The 14,669-nt window shown below is 36.0% G+C and carries 14 protein-coding genes; 4 read left to right on the top strand and 10 right to left on the bottom strand.

Annotated elements, in window-relative coordinates:
• From HMPREF9456_RS14570 to HMPREF9456_RS14535, 8 genes are all read right to left on the bottom strand, one after another.
• Nucleotides 1-630, bottom strand: a complete 630-nt coding sequence (locus HMPREF9456_RS14570) for a DUF4141 domain-containing protein (RefSeq protein ID WP_018075073.1) — start codon at nt 628-630, stop codon at nt 1-3.
• Between the two features lie 97 nt (nt 631-727).
• A complete protein-coding gene (locus HMPREF9456_RS14565) occupies nt 728-1,690 on the bottom strand; it encodes a fimbrillin family protein (RefSeq protein WP_006844318.1) in 963 nt (320 codons plus the stop codon).
• Nucleotides 1,691-1,741: 51 nt separating this feature from the next.
• Nucleotides 1,742-4,246 (bottom strand): TraG family conjugative transposon ATPase, encoded by a 2,505-nt coding sequence (locus HMPREF9456_RS14560; RefSeq protein ID WP_006844317.1) that lies wholly within the window; start codon nt 4,244-4,246, stop codon nt 1,742-1,744.
• Nucleotides 4,243-4,578 (bottom strand): DUF4133 domain-containing protein, encoded by a 336-nt coding sequence (locus tag HMPREF9456_RS14555; RefSeq protein WP_006844316.1) that lies wholly within the window; start codon nt 4,576-4,578, stop codon nt 4,243-4,245. Before HMPREF9456_RS14555 ends, HMPREF9456_RS14560 begins: the two co-directional genes overlap by 4 nt.
• A gap of 41 nt (nt 4,579-4,619) precedes the next feature.
• Entirely contained in the window at nt 4,620-4,919 is a 300-nt protein-coding gene (locus HMPREF9456_RS14550) for a DUF4134 domain-containing protein (RefSeq protein ID WP_006844315.1), read from the bottom strand.
• Between the two features lie 159 nt (nt 4,920-5,078).
• Nucleotides 5,079-5,741, bottom strand: coding sequence for a hypothetical protein (locus HMPREF9456_RS14545; RefSeq protein ID WP_006844314.1), 663 nt, complete (start codon nt 5,739-5,741; stop codon nt 5,079-5,081).
• A 3-nt stretch (nt 5,742-5,744) separates the two neighbouring features.
• Nucleotides 5,745-6,152 carry a DUF3408 domain-containing protein gene (locus HMPREF9456_RS14540; protein ID WP_006844313.1) on the bottom strand — a complete coding sequence of 136 codons (408 nt, stop codon included), beginning with the start codon at nt 6,150-6,152 and terminating at the stop codon, nt 5,745-5,747.
• The gene (locus HMPREF9456_RS14535; RefSeq protein WP_006844312.1) at nt 6,145-6,918 is read right to left on the bottom strand and encodes a ParA family protein; all 774 of its coding nucleotides are present in this window, start codon (nt 6,916-6,918) and stop codon (nt 6,145-6,147) included. Before HMPREF9456_RS14535 ends, HMPREF9456_RS14540 begins: the two co-directional genes overlap by 8 nt.
• Nucleotides 6,919-7,396: 478 nt before the next feature.
• Between HMPREF9456_RS14535 and HMPREF9456_RS17265 the strand changes: the two genes are divergently transcribed.
• From HMPREF9456_RS17265 to mobC, 4 genes are read left to right on the top strand one after another with little or no spacing between them, the layout of a single operon-like run.
• The gene (locus HMPREF9456_RS17265; protein ID WP_157182002.1) at nt 7,397-7,567 is read left to right on the top strand and encodes a hypothetical protein; all 171 of its coding nucleotides are present in this window, start codon (nt 7,397-7,399) and stop codon (nt 7,565-7,567) included.
• A gap of 27 nt (nt 7,568-7,594) precedes the next feature.
• Nucleotides 7,595-8,038: a conjugal transfer protein MobA gene (gene mobA, locus HMPREF9456_RS14530; protein ID WP_006844311.1), complete on the top strand. Its 444-nt coding sequence runs from the start codon at nt 7,595-7,597 to the stop codon at nt 8,036-8,038.
• Nucleotides 8,023-9,306, top strand: a complete 1,284-nt coding sequence (mobB, locus tag HMPREF9456_RS14525; protein WP_006844310.1) for a conjugal transfer protein MobB — start codon at nt 8,023-8,025, stop codon at nt 9,304-9,306. The genes mobA and mobB overlap by 16 nt, the downstream gene beginning before the upstream one ends.
• A 21-nt stretch (nt 9,307-9,327) precedes the next feature.
• Nucleotides 9,328-11,328 carry a conjugal transfer protein MobC gene (mobC, locus tag HMPREF9456_RS14520; protein WP_006844309.1) on the top strand — a complete coding sequence of 667 codons (2,001 nt, stop codon included), beginning with the start codon at nt 9,328-9,330 and terminating at the stop codon, nt 11,326-11,328.
• A 26-nt stretch (nt 11,329-11,354) separates the two neighbouring features.
• On the opposite strand, the gene HMPREF9456_RS14515 is transcribed toward mobC, so the two are convergent.
• Together HMPREF9456_RS14515 and HMPREF9456_RS14510 are read right to left on the bottom strand one after the other, a co-directional pair.
• Nucleotides 11,355-13,562 (bottom strand): DEAD/DEAH box helicase, encoded by a 2,208-nt coding sequence (locus tag HMPREF9456_RS14515; RefSeq protein ID WP_006844308.1) that lies wholly within the window; start codon nt 13,560-13,562, stop codon nt 11,355-11,357.
• The gene (locus HMPREF9456_RS14510; protein ID WP_006844307.1) at nt 13,555-14,583 is read right to left on the bottom strand and encodes a HamA C-terminal domain-containing protein; all 1,029 of its coding nucleotides are present in this window, start codon (nt 14,581-14,583) and stop codon (nt 13,555-13,557) included. The genes HMPREF9456_RS14515 and HMPREF9456_RS14510 overlap by 8 nt, the downstream gene beginning before the upstream one ends.
• Between the last annotated feature and the right edge of the window lie 86 nt (nt 14,584-14,669).

The following is a 14,669-nucleotide window of genomic DNA, read 5'->3' as shown; positions in this document are numbered from 1 at the left end:
TTACCAATAACGATCCGAAGGATTACCATACAAAGCATTCACACGGGCTGTTTCACCTTTTTTCTTGGCTCGCAAATAGGAAACACCGATATTCTTATTTGTATAGTACCGAACCAGATTACGGTAATCGAGCATTGCATCATAGCAGGAATTAACCACATCGATACGGTCTTTATCGGAAAGAGAAAGTGTACTGATATTAACCACTCCTTTTAGTTCGCTCAAAACGTCATTGCTTTGTTCCAACAAGCGGGTATATCCGTTGGCTATGGCATTGAGCTCTTCAATGGAGTAATTGGGATCGGACAGCATCTTTTGAAAACTGTGTACATAGATATCGGATATTTCGCCTACCATCAGAATGGTTCTTTGTACCTTCTTGGCATCTTTGACCAAGCCATTTACAGCTTTGAGTGCATCGTAGTATTGTTTACCCTGATTATACACCTTTTGAACTTCCTGAAAATTTTTGACCATATTACTGGCTGTCGTTGATGTCTGCACGATCTGTTTACTGGTATTGACAATACTCTGGGTGAAGTTACTCGGGTCCCATACCGTCCACTGAGCTGATATATTTGAAGTGAAAAGCACAAGGCTCACGCACAACATGAAGATTTTTATTTTCATATAACAATTATATTAAATGATGTAGATTGAATAAATAAGAGAGAGGTAACAGAGTAAGAACACTAATTCCTATTGTGTTCTTACTCCCTGTATGAGATTAGTCGGTAATGATTAGGTTTGCCGAAATACCACCTGTCCAATCCGAGATATTTACATTTCCAATCTTTAGACTTGAACCGCTGATTGTTACCGTATAGGTATTTTTAGTTCCACCTTTCCAAGCTGTGTTTGCAGGAACTTTCCATGTATAGATCCGTTCATCGATCGTAAACTTAAAAACAACATCTCCTTCAGCACCTGTTGAACTTACAGGAAGGACAAATACTTTCAGAAATTCGGCTTCCGATTGGGAAGGCTTTTCAGGAATAGTCAAAAGCGGATGAACATCCGAATAAGTTTGCAAGGTAGCAGGTCTATTCTTTCCTTCCGTATTCTTGATAATACCGGTTGAGATATCCATTGTCCCTTCGTTGTATATTATCGTTTTCTTATCGGTATTAGCTATTTCAATACGGGTAAGTTTTCCAGACCATGGATAATTGAACTTACTGATGTTAAACTGTACCAAAGCCATTGCATGCTTCATGGTCAGGCTTACTGCCGGATTATCCTTATTGATGGCAGATTGTCCCGGAGTATGCGTTCCGTACATGTAATCCTGTTGTGTTGCGTGATCCACAAAAACTGACCTGCCATCGGTATTGTTACTACTGTACGGATAATAAGCATAGACTGTAGCGTTATCCCCTGTAAGCCTGATCTCAGGTGTTTGATTCCATATTCCATTCCTAAAAACAGATAATGCATTGTCATTTTCTTTATACGAATTATTGTTATCACCCAGACTACCCGATGTAACAAACAAACCGATATTTGTTCCTTCAGGAAATGCGGATACAACTGATGCTTTTGTACCGCCAACATCTATTGCCGTGATGCCTGCCTGAATCTTTAAGACGGCATCTCTGCCACTTGGAGTTACCGGATCATCATCGTTACTACAACTGTTAAGACTAAATAGAGAGACAGCAATGGCTGTCAGAAAAAAGGACTTTTTCATATAATTTATTTTTTACGTTTGAGATTAATTTAAAATTGTCGATAAGCCTGCTTACTGAAGCGACTTATCCGAAGTGATTAGCTTGATAGCCTGTTCAATATCCCCGCCTAACTTTTCCGAGAGTTTTTGCACCAGCAATTTTTCTGTCTCTTCGGTAGTGTAAGTGTAATACTCGGAAGGACTGACTTCTGTAGCATAAACTGCCGATTGCATACCGCCTAATCCAATCCAGACTTCTTTGTAGATACGGCTTGGATTGTTAGACATATTGATGGAAAGTATCTGAGCTTTTTCTTTTTCGGTCAAGCCTAATAAAGCCTGTATCGAATCAAATTTGTTCATATACTTCCGCTGATCGAGCAGTATCTTACAATCGGAGTTATTAATGATCGCTTCCTTCACAATGGGTGATGAGATAATATCATCCACTTCCTGTGTAACAACGATGGCTTCTCCAAAAAACTTCCGAACAGTTTTATACAAATACTTCAGATATTCAGCCATATTGGGAGACGAAAGAGCTTTCCATGCCTCTTCCACAATCAGTTGTTTTCGGATACCTTTCAACCGACGCATTTTATTTATAAATGCTTCCATAATAATGATAGTCACTACAGGAAATAGGTCGCGATTCTCCTTAATAGCATCAATTTCGAAGACAATAAAGCGTTTGTTCAATAAATCCAGTTCCTTGTCAGAGTTTAGCAGAAAGTCAAAACGACCGCCCCGATAATACTGACGGAGCGTAGTCAGCATATTGTCGATGTTAAAATCGAATTTGCTGACCTCAATCTCTCTTTTCGCTAATGCAGTCTTGTACTCATCCCGCATAAACTCATAGAAGGTGTTGAAACTCGGAACAATATTCCGGTCAGTCTGAATCTTTTTAATGTATTCATCGACAGCACTACCCAGTTCTCCACTTTCTGTCTTGGATATCTTATCGTCTTCGCTTTTCCAAAGCGTCAGTAGCAAGGTTTTCAAGCTATCTTTTTTCTCTACATCGAATTGGTTATCGTCTGTATAGAATGGATTGAAAGAGATCGGCTTTTCTTCGGTATATGTAAAGTAAATTCCGTCTTCTCCTTTGGTTTTACTGCGGATCATTTCACACAAACCCTGATAAGAATTTCCTGTATCTACTAATACAACATGCGTGCCCTGTTCCCAATACTGGCGAACGAGATGGTTCATAAAGAAGGATTTTCCACTACCTGAAGGACCCAGCACAAACTTGTTTCGGTTGGTGATAATTCCTTTCTTCATGGGTAAGTCTGATATATCCACATGAAGCGGCTTACCTGTTACACGATCCACCATCTTGATACCAAATGGCGAAGGTGAACTCTTGTAGTTTGTTTCCTCCACAAAGAAGCATAAAGCTTGCTCTATAAAAGTATAGAAAGCTTCTTCCGATGGAAAATCACCCTGATTACCGGGAATACCTGCCCAAAACAGAGTCGGTGTATCGACTGTATTGTGTCGGGGCTTGCATTCCATCAGTGCTAACTGGCTACCGACATCGTTTTTGATTCGTGAAAGCTCTTCCTTATCTTCACTCCAGGCCATTACATTAACATGGCAACGGACAGATGTTAAGCCAAAACTATGAGCATCATTCAGGTAATCTTCGATCCATTGCTTGTTTATCTGATTACTTCTGCTATAACGGGATAAAGAGTGCATATTTCTGGCTTGTCTTTCAAAACGTTTCAGGTTCTCTGCATGATCATCAATAAAGATATACTGATTGACAATGTGGTTACAGGTCAAGAGTACTCCGATGGGTGCAGAAAAAGACAAACGGCAATCACTTCGATCCGTAGATAGTCTTTCATATCGGGTATCTGTCTCTACTTTACCCGGAAGATCATTCACATCAGAAAGCGTATGTAAACACAAATATTTATCACCGATTTTCATTTCACCTGGACCGAGTGACATATCCTGTAAGCAGGTGGTGTCATTCTGAGACAAGGAGAAATATTTTTCGATAATGCCTGCCTGATCTGCTGTTCCTACAATCTCATCAGTTGTTAGCCTGATCAGTTTGATAAATCCGCTATCGTTGATAATCCGTTCAAACTGGCTGACTGATTCCAGAAACTTCTGAGCCATCTCGCGATCCTGCATTTCTTTGGGAACGATGAAGCCACGGGTAAGAGCCGTAAAGCTGCTTTGTTGTCTGGCTCGTTCTTTGGTTGTCTTAGTCAGAAAGAGATAACAGGTGTGATTTAAGAAAGGACGTTCATTGAAATGACGCTCGAAACTGCGGGATAGAAAACTGATGTCTTCTTTCTGCAATTCGGGTTTGTAATCCTCTTCGATAAACCAATCCTGTTTACAGACAATCGAATAGTTGGGTAATACCTTCATAGCTTTTGCCCAGGCTGCATGGATTGCTTCATACTCAGGAGAAGTGACCGTAAAGAGTTCGGGCAGTTCTACCCTATAGGCTACTGTTATATCCGCATCTTTACTCAGGATACAGTCATGCTCAACTGCCAGTATGGGAAACTTGCTTTCCAGTGTAGCTGCACTTAGTGTATTCCTCATACAATATCCTCCTTTCTTTTGACATGACTAATGAGCTGTATGATCCGTTTGCGATTGATAATATAGCGGGGATGGTTACGGATAGCTTGTAACTTCATGAGCCCATGCTCTCCGTATTTGTCATTCAAGTGGAATGTTGCCCAGACCAATGTTCCGGCTGTAACTACTCCAAATCCGATACAGATAACCTGACTGATCCCGATCATATACATTATCACAAAGACAATAAATACAGTCAGTAGTCCACCTGCGAAAATAAAGAGATACTGACTTTTGAGTCCCCGAAATTCTGCTGGTTTGCCAATTCCTTTGTTGATTGAATATTCTGCCATTCTTCTCGTTATTAAAAGTAAAATAAGAGAGTTTGAGACTCTTATAAGAAGAATGAGCGAAGGATGGTGGCAGCAACAATCAGGAAAATACAGGCTCCGAACCACGAAGCGGCAGTCTTAGATGTGTCGGGATCACCTGAGCTGAACTTGGAGTACACCTTTACACCTCCGATCAGCCCTACAACAGCACCGATAGCATAGATCAGTTTGGTCGCTGGATCAAAGTAAGAGGTTACCATGTTTGTCGCATCGGTGATTCCCTGCATACCGTTTCCCTGAGCGAATGCAGAGGCTGATGCAGCCATTAGTATGGCTACAAAAAATAAAACTTTTTTGTACATAAAATTGATTTTAAGCTATGGGGAGTGGATAGTTCCCCATAGCGGGTTAAACTTGTAACGTTGGAAATTAGTGGCGGTCGAAGACCGTTTTATTAAAGATATTCTACAACTTTCTATCTCATAAGCAACCTCCTTTCTTTTACTGGTTATTATCTGACCTTAGAAATAATCGTCTGCTTTAAAATTTTTATACTCATCCGATTCATTTAGATGAAAAGCAAGCCCTGACTCAACATTCTGCGGATTCTCTTCGGCATGTTGTTGAAGACGGAGTCCGATGAGTGATGTTATCCTGACAGATAATTCTTTCTTTGCAGAAACCATCTTATCCACCAGTACCGTATCCCGGTTATCATACAAAACCTGTCCGGCTTTCTGTTCCTCTTCTTTGGTCGCAGTTTTGCTGTTTATAACCTTTACGGTATTCATCATTACCTCATAATCCATCCCTCCGGCTGTATAGACTTCTCCTTTTGTATAAGCAGCAATTTCGTCTTCCTCTTCATGATCAATTACTGTTTCTGTCGGATCGGCATCTATCACTAAGTCCTTCGGATCAGGCTCGCTTTCATCCTTTGACGAATCAAATATAGACGCTTTTTTCTGTGGATTATCTGATTCTAAAGAACTGTCATTCAATGTCATCATTTGTCTGATATCGGGCATACTTTTACCAACCCGTCCGACTCTTTTTTCTCTTTTCTGAGACTTTGCAATCTCTGATTTATAATCAGAAGAATTCTTCTTTATGGTTATCTTGTAATCTGACAGTTTAATTAGGATAATTCCCACAAGGCATAGGATAATAAGTAATTCTATCATCGTCTAGTCGATTAAATCGGTTCGGTCCTGTTTATACAATGTGTTTATCTCATCCTTGTATTTTTCAAGATGATGCTTCAGTACGTTATCAATATAACCACCCACTGATACGTCGTCTCCGGCTATCTGTTTTACGATCCGCATAATCGTTTGATATACCGATCTGCTGATATATGCACCCTGACGTAGCCGTATTTCATTACGGCATAGAAAAGTAGCTTCATAATCATCTGTACTGCTATTGCTTCGCTTATTCCGCTTACTACTATTCTCTTTAGGCTTTACTACTTCTTCGATATTTTCTTCGATCTCTTCTTCTTTTTTGGGTGGAGCTTTGCCTTCCTTTTGTTCTCCGATTGATGCCAAAAGAAAATCTTCATCAATTTCGTATTCGTTTTCCTTTTTAGCCATTAGCACCTCCTTTCACGATAGATAGAAATTCATCTGTAACCTGATCCAATTGGCTGCCTTTTATCAACCTCTTATCGGCAGGGAGTAATGTAGAGCGGAAGATCGGTTTATGTTCTGTTGTTATTTCATGACGAAAACGTTTGGTATCAGGAACAAAAGATCTCATGACCTGTAAACCCAATTCAGCTATTACTAATTCGTAGACTCCATACAGATGGTTACTTTCTCTTCCATCGACCATATTCCAGAGTAAGTGCAAACTTTTGATATTTCCTTTGCCTGTGGTTATAATCTGTTCATTGATCAGTCCGGCATATTCCAGTGAACTTTCCAGAACCATGCGGTCAGCAGTAATGGGTGTTATAATATGATCCATTTGAGCAAGGGTACTTAATACTCCTTTGGCATTCATTGTTCCGGGTAAGTCAAAGAAGATAAAATCCAAGGGAACTTCTGCTTCATGAATAATTCTTTCTGCTGTTTCTATTGCTTCAGTAGTCCTGCTCACTTCAATCGGATAAGCCTTTTTGTTCAGGCTCTTACATTGCTTATAAAAGAGTGATTTGTAATACGAATCTTCTGTTACAGACTGTTTATCCCGCAATCGCATACCATTAATACTGTATTGCGGATAGTCACAATCTACAATAGCTACATTGTAACCTTGTGAATAATGCAGATAGCTGGATAATAATACAGTCAAAGCTGTTTTTCCGGCTCCTCCCTTTTGGGTGGAGATAGCGATAAATAATGTTTTTCCTTTCATGTGATACTGTTTTAAATAAGTAATTCAATAATTCATTCGATCAATCAGGAATCAGAGAGTTCGTTCAGCTATTCACGAGTTACATAAGGATGTCATTACTTACTGAATGATGTAAATATGAAGTTCGTGAACTCCATATCAAATGAGTTATAGCCTGACGTCATGACTTAGTGAAGTCATTCATTCAAGAAGCCATAATGTCTGTCATTGTGGTCGTAGTGAAAGGCTTCATACATTCACTATACAGATCACTGCTGAGCAGATTATATACATCTTTCATTAAATAGTTTTTGAATGACAGAACTCTCCAATTCGTTAATTGATTCACACAAAAGAACATTGAAAATAGATAACCAATAGCGGTTTAAAAAGAACTGTCATCTAATGACATCTAGTGTCACCATTTGTCCGATAAGTCTATGATAACCTTTTGATTAATGGACTCTACCTTTGTAGCGTGATAATAATCTTCCGGATTTTGAATTGGCTAATTGTCGTTTCCGAAATTAGCTTCTCGGGCAATCCATCGGAGGATGGATTTTGGTATTCGTCAGAATACGGCAAGGTATGTTTTGAGCTGCCCGAAATACTTTCCGGCTGCTCAAAACCCTTGCCCCTTACAGGGGAGAAAATCATTCCGAAGTCATGATTTTGTTCATTAAATATTTATATAGTTATGATACCAGATAATCAATCAAACAGACGAAAAGGTGGCAGGAATCCCAAAGAGAAGCCTGCTGTATTTCGCTATTCTATCCGCATGAATGTAGATGAGAATAATAAATTTTTGTCCTTATTTGAACAGTCAGGAGAAGCAGTAAAAGCACATTTTATAACCTCCTGCATTTTCAACAGACCTATAAAAGTGGTCAAAATTGATAAAGGTGTACAGGATTATTATATGCGGATGACAACTTTCTTCGGACAGTACCGTGCTATCGGAACAAATTATAACCAGATAGTAAAGGCTTTGAAATCGAATTTTACAGAGAAGAAAGCGTTGGCTTTTCTCTATAAACTGGAAAAAGCAACACTTGAATTAGTCATTTTACAAAAACAGATGATGGAACTAACAGATGAGTTCGAGCGAAAATACAGGCATTTATGGTTGCAAAAATAAGTAAGGGAAGCTCATTACAGGGAGCATTGTTGTATAACCAGGAGAAGGTAAAAGAGCTACAAGCGAAGGTCCTTTTCAGTAATCGGATCATATTAAATCGGGATGGTTCACTGAATATGTATCTAGCTTATCAGTCGTTTACACCATATCTGAATGCAAATAAGAATACAGAAAAACCAGTCCTGCATATATCGATTAATCCTCATCCCGATGATATCGTTTCAGATGAAATGTATAGTGATATTGCACAAACCTATATGCGAAAAATGGGTTTAGGAGACCAACCTTATATTGTCTATAAGCATGAGGATTTAGAGCGAAAACACATTCATATCGTGACAGTAAATATAGATGGGAACGGAAGAAAGATTGGAGATTCTAATAATTTCTACCAGTCAAAGAAAATCACCCGTGAATTGGAAAAAGCTTATAACCTGCATACTGCTGAGAAAAAGAAACAGCTAGTAGAACTACCACAGATCAAACACATAGATTATAAATCAGGAGACATTAAGAAACAGATAGCTAATATTTCAAAAGCTCTCATAAAGAATTATCGTTTCCAATCCGTAAATGAGTTCCGTACTCTATTATCCCTTTATGGGGTAACAGTAGAGGACGTAAAGGGCGAAATTAAGGGAAAGAATTATTCAGGTCTGGTATATTCTGCCATAGATGAGAAAGGAGAAAAGGTTGGGAATCCGATAAAGTCTTCTGTGATTGGAAAAAGTGTTGGATATAATGCCTTACAAAGCCGACTGGAGTATTCAACTAAGTATATGAAAGAACACATGGTATTTGAGTCCCCGAAATTGATTGTCGGTTCGGCAATAGGTAACTATACCGATAAGCAGACTTTTTTGAATGACTTGGCTAAAAATAATATCAATGCAGTATTTCGCGAAAATATGAAGGGTCGTATCTATGGGGTAACATTTATAGATCATGAGAGCAGATGTGTTTTCAATGGCTCAAAAATGGGAAAGGAGTTCTCCGCTAATATCTTTAATGAGCTATTTAAAGATGATACTACAAATAAACATTCGCTAATCATAAATCCGACAGATAATACTACCAAAGAATCTGAAGCTGATAAACCAATCAACAGCTTTACCGAAAACGCCGAATATAACAGTAAACAAGAAGATTCGACAGTAGATCTTTCTTTATTGGAACAGCATGGAACAGACTATGCAGAAGAGGCTTTTACTCGCAGAATGGAAAATGAAGAGAAGAAGAGAAAACGAGCAAAGTTCAAAGGATTATAATAATAACTAAAATATAATTATATGCAAAACGAAGACGACTTGAGAGGACTCGCTAAAGTAATGGAATTCATGCGAGCCATTAGTATTTTATTTGTGGTTATCCATATATATTGGTTCTGTTATCAATCCATTTGGGAGATGGACATTAATATCGGCGTTGTAGATAAAATTCTGCTCAATTTTCAGAATACAGCAGGGCTATTTTCACACAATCTGTGGACAAAGCTATTCGCAGTGGTATTTCTGGCTCTATCCTGTTTAGGTACAAAAGGAGTAAAAGAGGAAAAAATTACATGGAACAAAATCTATGTATTCCTGTTCTTTGGGTTTATCTTTTTCTTTCTCAATTGGTGGATATTAGCTCTCCCTCTGCCATTAGTAGCCAACACAGCCTTGTATATATTCACAATGACAGTTGGCTATATTTTGCTACTGATGGGTGGATTGTGGATGAGTCGCTTACTGAAAACGAATCTGATGGAAGACGTTTTTAATATGGAGAACGAAAGTTTTATGCAGGAAACGCAGCTCATGGAAAATGAATATTCCGTTAATCTGCCTACATTATTTCAGTATCAGAAAAAGCAACACAAGGGTTGGATCAATGTGGTCAATCCATTTCGGGCAACGATTGTTTTGGGTACTCCCGGTAGTGGAAAGTCATTTGCGGTAGTCAATAATTATATAGACCAACAGATTAGCAAAGGCTTTGCCCTGTACTGTTATGATTTCAAATATCCCGATTTATCGACTATTGCCTACAATAAGATGTTACAGTATGCAGATAGATATGATGTTGATCCTCAATTTTACGTTATCAATTTTGATAACCCAGAGCGTAGCCACCGTTGCAATCCAATTGCTCCCGAATTTATGACGGACATATCAGATGCCTATGAATCAGCCTACACGATAATGTTGAACTTAAATAAAACATGGATTCAAAAGCAAGGCGACTTCTTTGTTGAATCTCCAATTATTCTGTTAGCTGCCATTATCTGGTATCTGAAATTATACGATGGCGGTAGATATTGCACCTTTCCTCATGCTATTGAATTTTTGAATAAACCGTATAAAGAAATATTTCCTATTTTGACATCCTATCCGCAATTAGAAAACTATCTTTCTCCTTTCATGGATGCATGGCATGGTAATGCACAGGAGCAGTTGCAGGGTCAGATTGCCAGTGCTAAGATACCATTATCAAGAATGATTTCTCCACAACTCTATTGGGTCATGTCGGGTAACGATTTTACATTAGATATCAATAATCCCGATGCACCTAAAATATTATGTGTTGGAAATAATCCTGATAGACAGAATATTTATGGGGCAGCTTTGGGGTTATATAATTCTCGTATTGTAAAGTTGATAAATAAAAAAGGCTTGCTTAAATCGTCTGTTATTATTGATGAGTTGCCAACGATCTACTTTCGGGGATTGGATAATCTGATAGCAACTGCCCGAAGCAACAAGGTAGCTGTTTGTCTGGGCTTTCAGGATATATCTCAATTGACTCGTGATTATGGACGTGAAGAAGCTGATGTTGTAATGAATACGGTTGGGAATATATTTTCAGGACAAGTTGTTGGTGATACTGCAAAAAATCTCTCAGATCGATTCGGGAAAGTATTGCAGAAGCGCCAATCGATGACTATCAATAAACAGGATAAGTCGACTACTATTAATACTCAATTAGATTCATTAATCCCTGCGTCTAAGATTTCAACACTCACTCAGGGCATGTTTGTCGGCTCTGTTTCTGACAATTTTGATGAACGAATTGAACAGAAGATGTTTCATGCTCAGATTGTTGTAGATACAGAAAAGGTATCTGCTGAAACTAAGGAGTTCAAACAGATACCTGTCGTTATGGATTTTCAAGAGGTTTATGATAAACCAATGAAAGATGTTATTGAGAACAATTACTACACTATTAAGAAAGATGTTACTAAAATTGTAGAAATTGAAATGGAGCGAATTATGAAAGACCCGAAGCTGAGTAAGTTGGTAAAGAAATAAGTTTCAATAATAATTTATCAGTTCTTTTACAGATTTATTGAGAATTTTTCTTTTTCATACATTAATAATTTATCTGACTCTTGAAGGGATTTGGCTTTTATATAAGCCAACACTTCGTCTTGTCCGATCTCTCTCGGAATATATCTTTCTAACTTTCTTATAGCACTAGTTGGAATACCATATTCTAAAAGAATAGTTAAGTTTTCAGGAATAAAATCATTTTCGAGAGTATTTGCATAGACTAAATAGTTTCCAGGCTTTAATTGATTGTCTATACAAACTATTTCTTGTAAAGAAGTCATTACAGATAGCCATTTAGGCACTTTATATTGAAACCAATGTTTCATTATTTGAAATATCTTTTGGATAGCCTCATTTAGTATATCATAATCTGTTTTGCTAGCGTTTTTATTATTCTTTTTGTCATATTTAAATGTATCATTAATTATAGAATTAATACTTCTTTCTATTCCATAATTAAAAGTCATATATGTTAACCGATTTGCTGTCATTGGTCTAGTTGTCTCTCCATCTAGAATGAGATTATTCCAAGCAAGGGAAAGAACATATTCTAGCTGTTTATATGTCGGAAAATTAGTCCAAGATAACAGACCATAATTTTGAGAAATTTCTTTTCTTAAAATTGAAAGTATATTTTTCTGGCCGTTAACACTTAATCCATTAAGTTTTATTACTTCTTTTTCTCTTAATGGTATTTTTTGTATTTCTAAAAATTGATTGGTGTTTTTATTCAGTACATGACTTTCGGATAATTGTATAAGAACTTCATCTTTTATTGGGTTTTGTTGATAAAAAGGTATGTCTATTATAATATCTTCCTTTTTAGGAGGAGGGTTGAAATTGTATATTTTACCTATATAATGCTCCATCATTCTACCAGCTCTCCCTTTTATATTTGAATAGTCAAAATAATCGACATCATTAGGGCCTTTCTTATCATCAAAATAAATAATATTTTTAGCACTTGTATTTACTCCTTCTATTATAGTAGATGTACAGAATAGGTATTTTATTAGTCCCTCATTAAAATAATCAATGATGGAAGTTGTAATATGTTTTTGTAAAGCACCATCATGTATTCCGATACCATATTGTAAGTTCTGTATTAATGACCATTTTGTAGAGATATTTTCTTCAATCCACTCTACTAAAGAATAATTAACCTTTACTGGAGATATACTTTTCTCTATTAAATAAGTCGTGAATTTATTGGCCAAAGACCGAACTTTAGGAGGAGCTGAACAATAAATAATTGTTTGTTCATCATTTAATGATAGCAATAAATCAAAAAGAGTCCGTTCTTTAAATTCTTTCTTTTTCCCGCTGGCTCCAAATTTCCCATCATAGTCTTTATAAATATTAAATTCACGTGTATCTACTAATGAATAATTACTTTTGTAAAAAATTGCATTATATTTCTTTGAAAAACCATCGCTAATTTTATCGATATTTGGTCCAAGTAGGTAAAATTTAGGACTAAATTTTTCTAGAATATGGTAGAATGCATTATTTAGAGATGCAGATCTTTCATCATCTCTCAGACCACTAAGTTTATAGAATTCATCTATAACAAGAAAATCTATTTTGGGGAAAAATTTATACTCATTTACACGTTCTGCTGTAAATAAATAGATATTCTTTTTTATTGTAGAAGGCTCTTGAGATGTCCTTATTATAAGCTTATATTTATCTCTATATTTTTGTAATTTTCTCCTTGTTTCATCGAGTAAAGCTAGTGTTGGTTGTATAACAACAATATTATTATATTTAGCTGATGCAACCACTTCTTCAATAAGAAGACTTTTTCCAAAACTTGTAGGTGCACTTACTATAACATTCTTATCACTATCTAATAATTCAAGCAGCTCAAATTGTTTATCATGGAAATATTTTTGAGGGATATATTCGGATAAATGTAATTCTTTTCTTATAGTACCAGATAGATTTTTTAAAATAATAGATTCCTTATTTTTTTCCAAATATGGATAAAATCCAGCAACTTCAATTATGTCTGTCCATAATTCAATTGTTTCTGTTGGTATTTTGTCCCAATTATTTAGAATATTAATAACCAGCCGATATCCATTTTCATCATATTTACTAATCAGATTATTTGCTAGTTGTGCATATTTGAAGCTTTCTGCTACAGATATATTTATCGCATGTTGATTATCCTCTAGAGATTTAATAATAAGATCAATATTATTATGCATTTTGTTGATTATATAGTTTTTGATGCAATAATTTAACCAAATCTTTTTTAGAAGGTATCGGAAACAGAATTAATACAATATTCAAATTAGATTTTACAATTTCCCCTTTTTCAGCTGGAATATTATTCAACTTATCGTCCAGAATTTTTCTTAGATTTTCCATTTCCTCATCGTAAGTTTTTTCAAAGTCTGGATGAGTATCATCTGTAAATTTTTTGAATATTTCAGATTCATATGTACATATTAAAGGGATTGTTACAGAGTCAATAAAATCTTGTATTTTATGGGTTCCAGAACCAACTTTTTCAAGAATATCTATCCAATAATCTTTTTGTTTAAGATAATTCGTAAACTCTTCTTTTGTATTCATATCTTCATAAGAATCTAGAAGCGGAAAAGCATTCTTTTTTTTAGATATTAAAATACATTCGCGTTGTAAAAAATCCCTATTAAAATGTTCTTTAATATCATTTACTAAGTCATTTATTCCAAATTCTCCAGCTTTACCTGTTTTACGATAATAAAGTTTAGATTCTCCTAGAAAAATAGATGATTTCTTGCTATCTATTAAATCTGATCCAATATGTATTGAATCAAAACCATGTACAGTAACCCCATCAGAATCTTTGAAAAAAATCTTTGATAATAGAGGAACTGTGTTAAAATAATCTCGTAAGATAAGGTGTAAAATTAATTCTCCGAATTCACCTCTTTTAAGATATTTGTTCTTTGCATCCAGTTCATCATCATCTAACATCGAATCTTCATCAACATATGTCCATTTTACTTCTTTGAATTCTTTTACGTTATATAATGCTTTAGCTGCTTCTTTCAAGATTCTACGATTGTAGGATTTTAAAATTCCAGAATGGTAACCAAATGCAAAATCAACTAAAGTATCCATTAAAATTTCAGCGAATTGCGACGTTTGGCAAAGACCTAAATCAAATCCAATATAGAATGTTTTAAGTTTTGATTTCGTGACTTTAGATACTAAGATATCATTACTGTTAAATTTCATAGTAATTCTTTACTTAAACATGTTCATCATAAGATAGATGCAACAAATATACAAATAATTCTCTCCAACTCAGACAAATGATGACA

Origin of the sequence: Dysgonomonas mossii DSM 22836 (assembly GCF_000213575.1) — a bacterium.
Taxonomy (GTDB): domain Bacteria; phylum Bacteroidota; class Bacteroidia; order Bacteroidales; family Dysgonomonadaceae; genus Dysgonomonas; species Dysgonomonas mossii.
Note: the sequence above shows the minus strand (reverse complement) of the source record. Positions and strands in the feature narration are given on the sequence as shown.

Coding starts and splice junctions, on each gene's coding strand:
- HMPREF9456_RS14570 (WP_018075073.1), bottom strand. CDS start 630: ATGAAAATAAAAATCTTCATGTTGTGCGTGAGCCTTGTGCTTTTCACT.
- HMPREF9456_RS14535 (WP_006844312.1), bottom strand. CDS start 6,918: ATGAAAGGAAAAACATTATTTATCGCTATCTCCACCCAAAAGGGAGGA.
- HMPREF9456_RS14540 (WP_006844313.1), bottom strand. CDS start 6,152: ATGGCTAAAAAGGAAAACGAATACGAAATTGATGAAGATTTTCTTTTG.
- HMPREF9456_RS14555 (WP_006844316.1), bottom strand. CDS start 4,578: ATGGCAGAATATTCAATCAACAAAGGAATTGGCAAACCAGCAGAATTT.
- HMPREF9456_RS14515 (WP_006844308.1), bottom strand. CDS start 13,562: ATGCATAATAATATTGATCTTATTATTAAATCTCTAGAGGATAATCAA.
- HMPREF9456_RS14545 (WP_006844314.1), bottom strand. CDS start 5,741: ATGATAGAATTACTTATTATCCTATGCCTTGTGGGAATTATCCTAATT.
- HMPREF9456_RS14565 (WP_006844318.1), bottom strand. CDS start 1,690: ATGAAAAAGTCCTTTTTTCTGACAGCCATTGCTGTCTCTCTATTTAGT.
- mobC (WP_006844309.1), top strand. CDS start 9,328: ATGCAAAACGAAGACGACTTGAGAGGACTCGCTAAAGTAATGGAATTC.
- mobB (WP_006844310.1), top strand. CDS start 8,023: ATGGTTGCAAAAATAAGTAAGGGAAGCTCATTACAGGGAGCATTGTTG.
- HMPREF9456_RS14550 (WP_006844315.1), bottom strand. CDS start 4,919: ATGTACAAAAAAGTTTTATTTTTTGTAGCCATACTAATGGCTGCATCA.
- HMPREF9456_RS14560 (WP_006844317.1), bottom strand. CDS start 4,246: ATGAGGAATACACTAAGTGCAGCTACACTGGAAAGCAAGTTTCCCATA.
- HMPREF9456_RS14510 (WP_006844307.1), bottom strand. CDS start 14,583: ATGAAATTTAACAGTAATGATATCTTAGTATCTAAAGTCACGAAATCA.
- mobA (WP_006844311.1), top strand. CDS start 7,595: ATGATACCAGATAATCAATCAAACAGACGAAAAGGTGGCAGGAATCCC.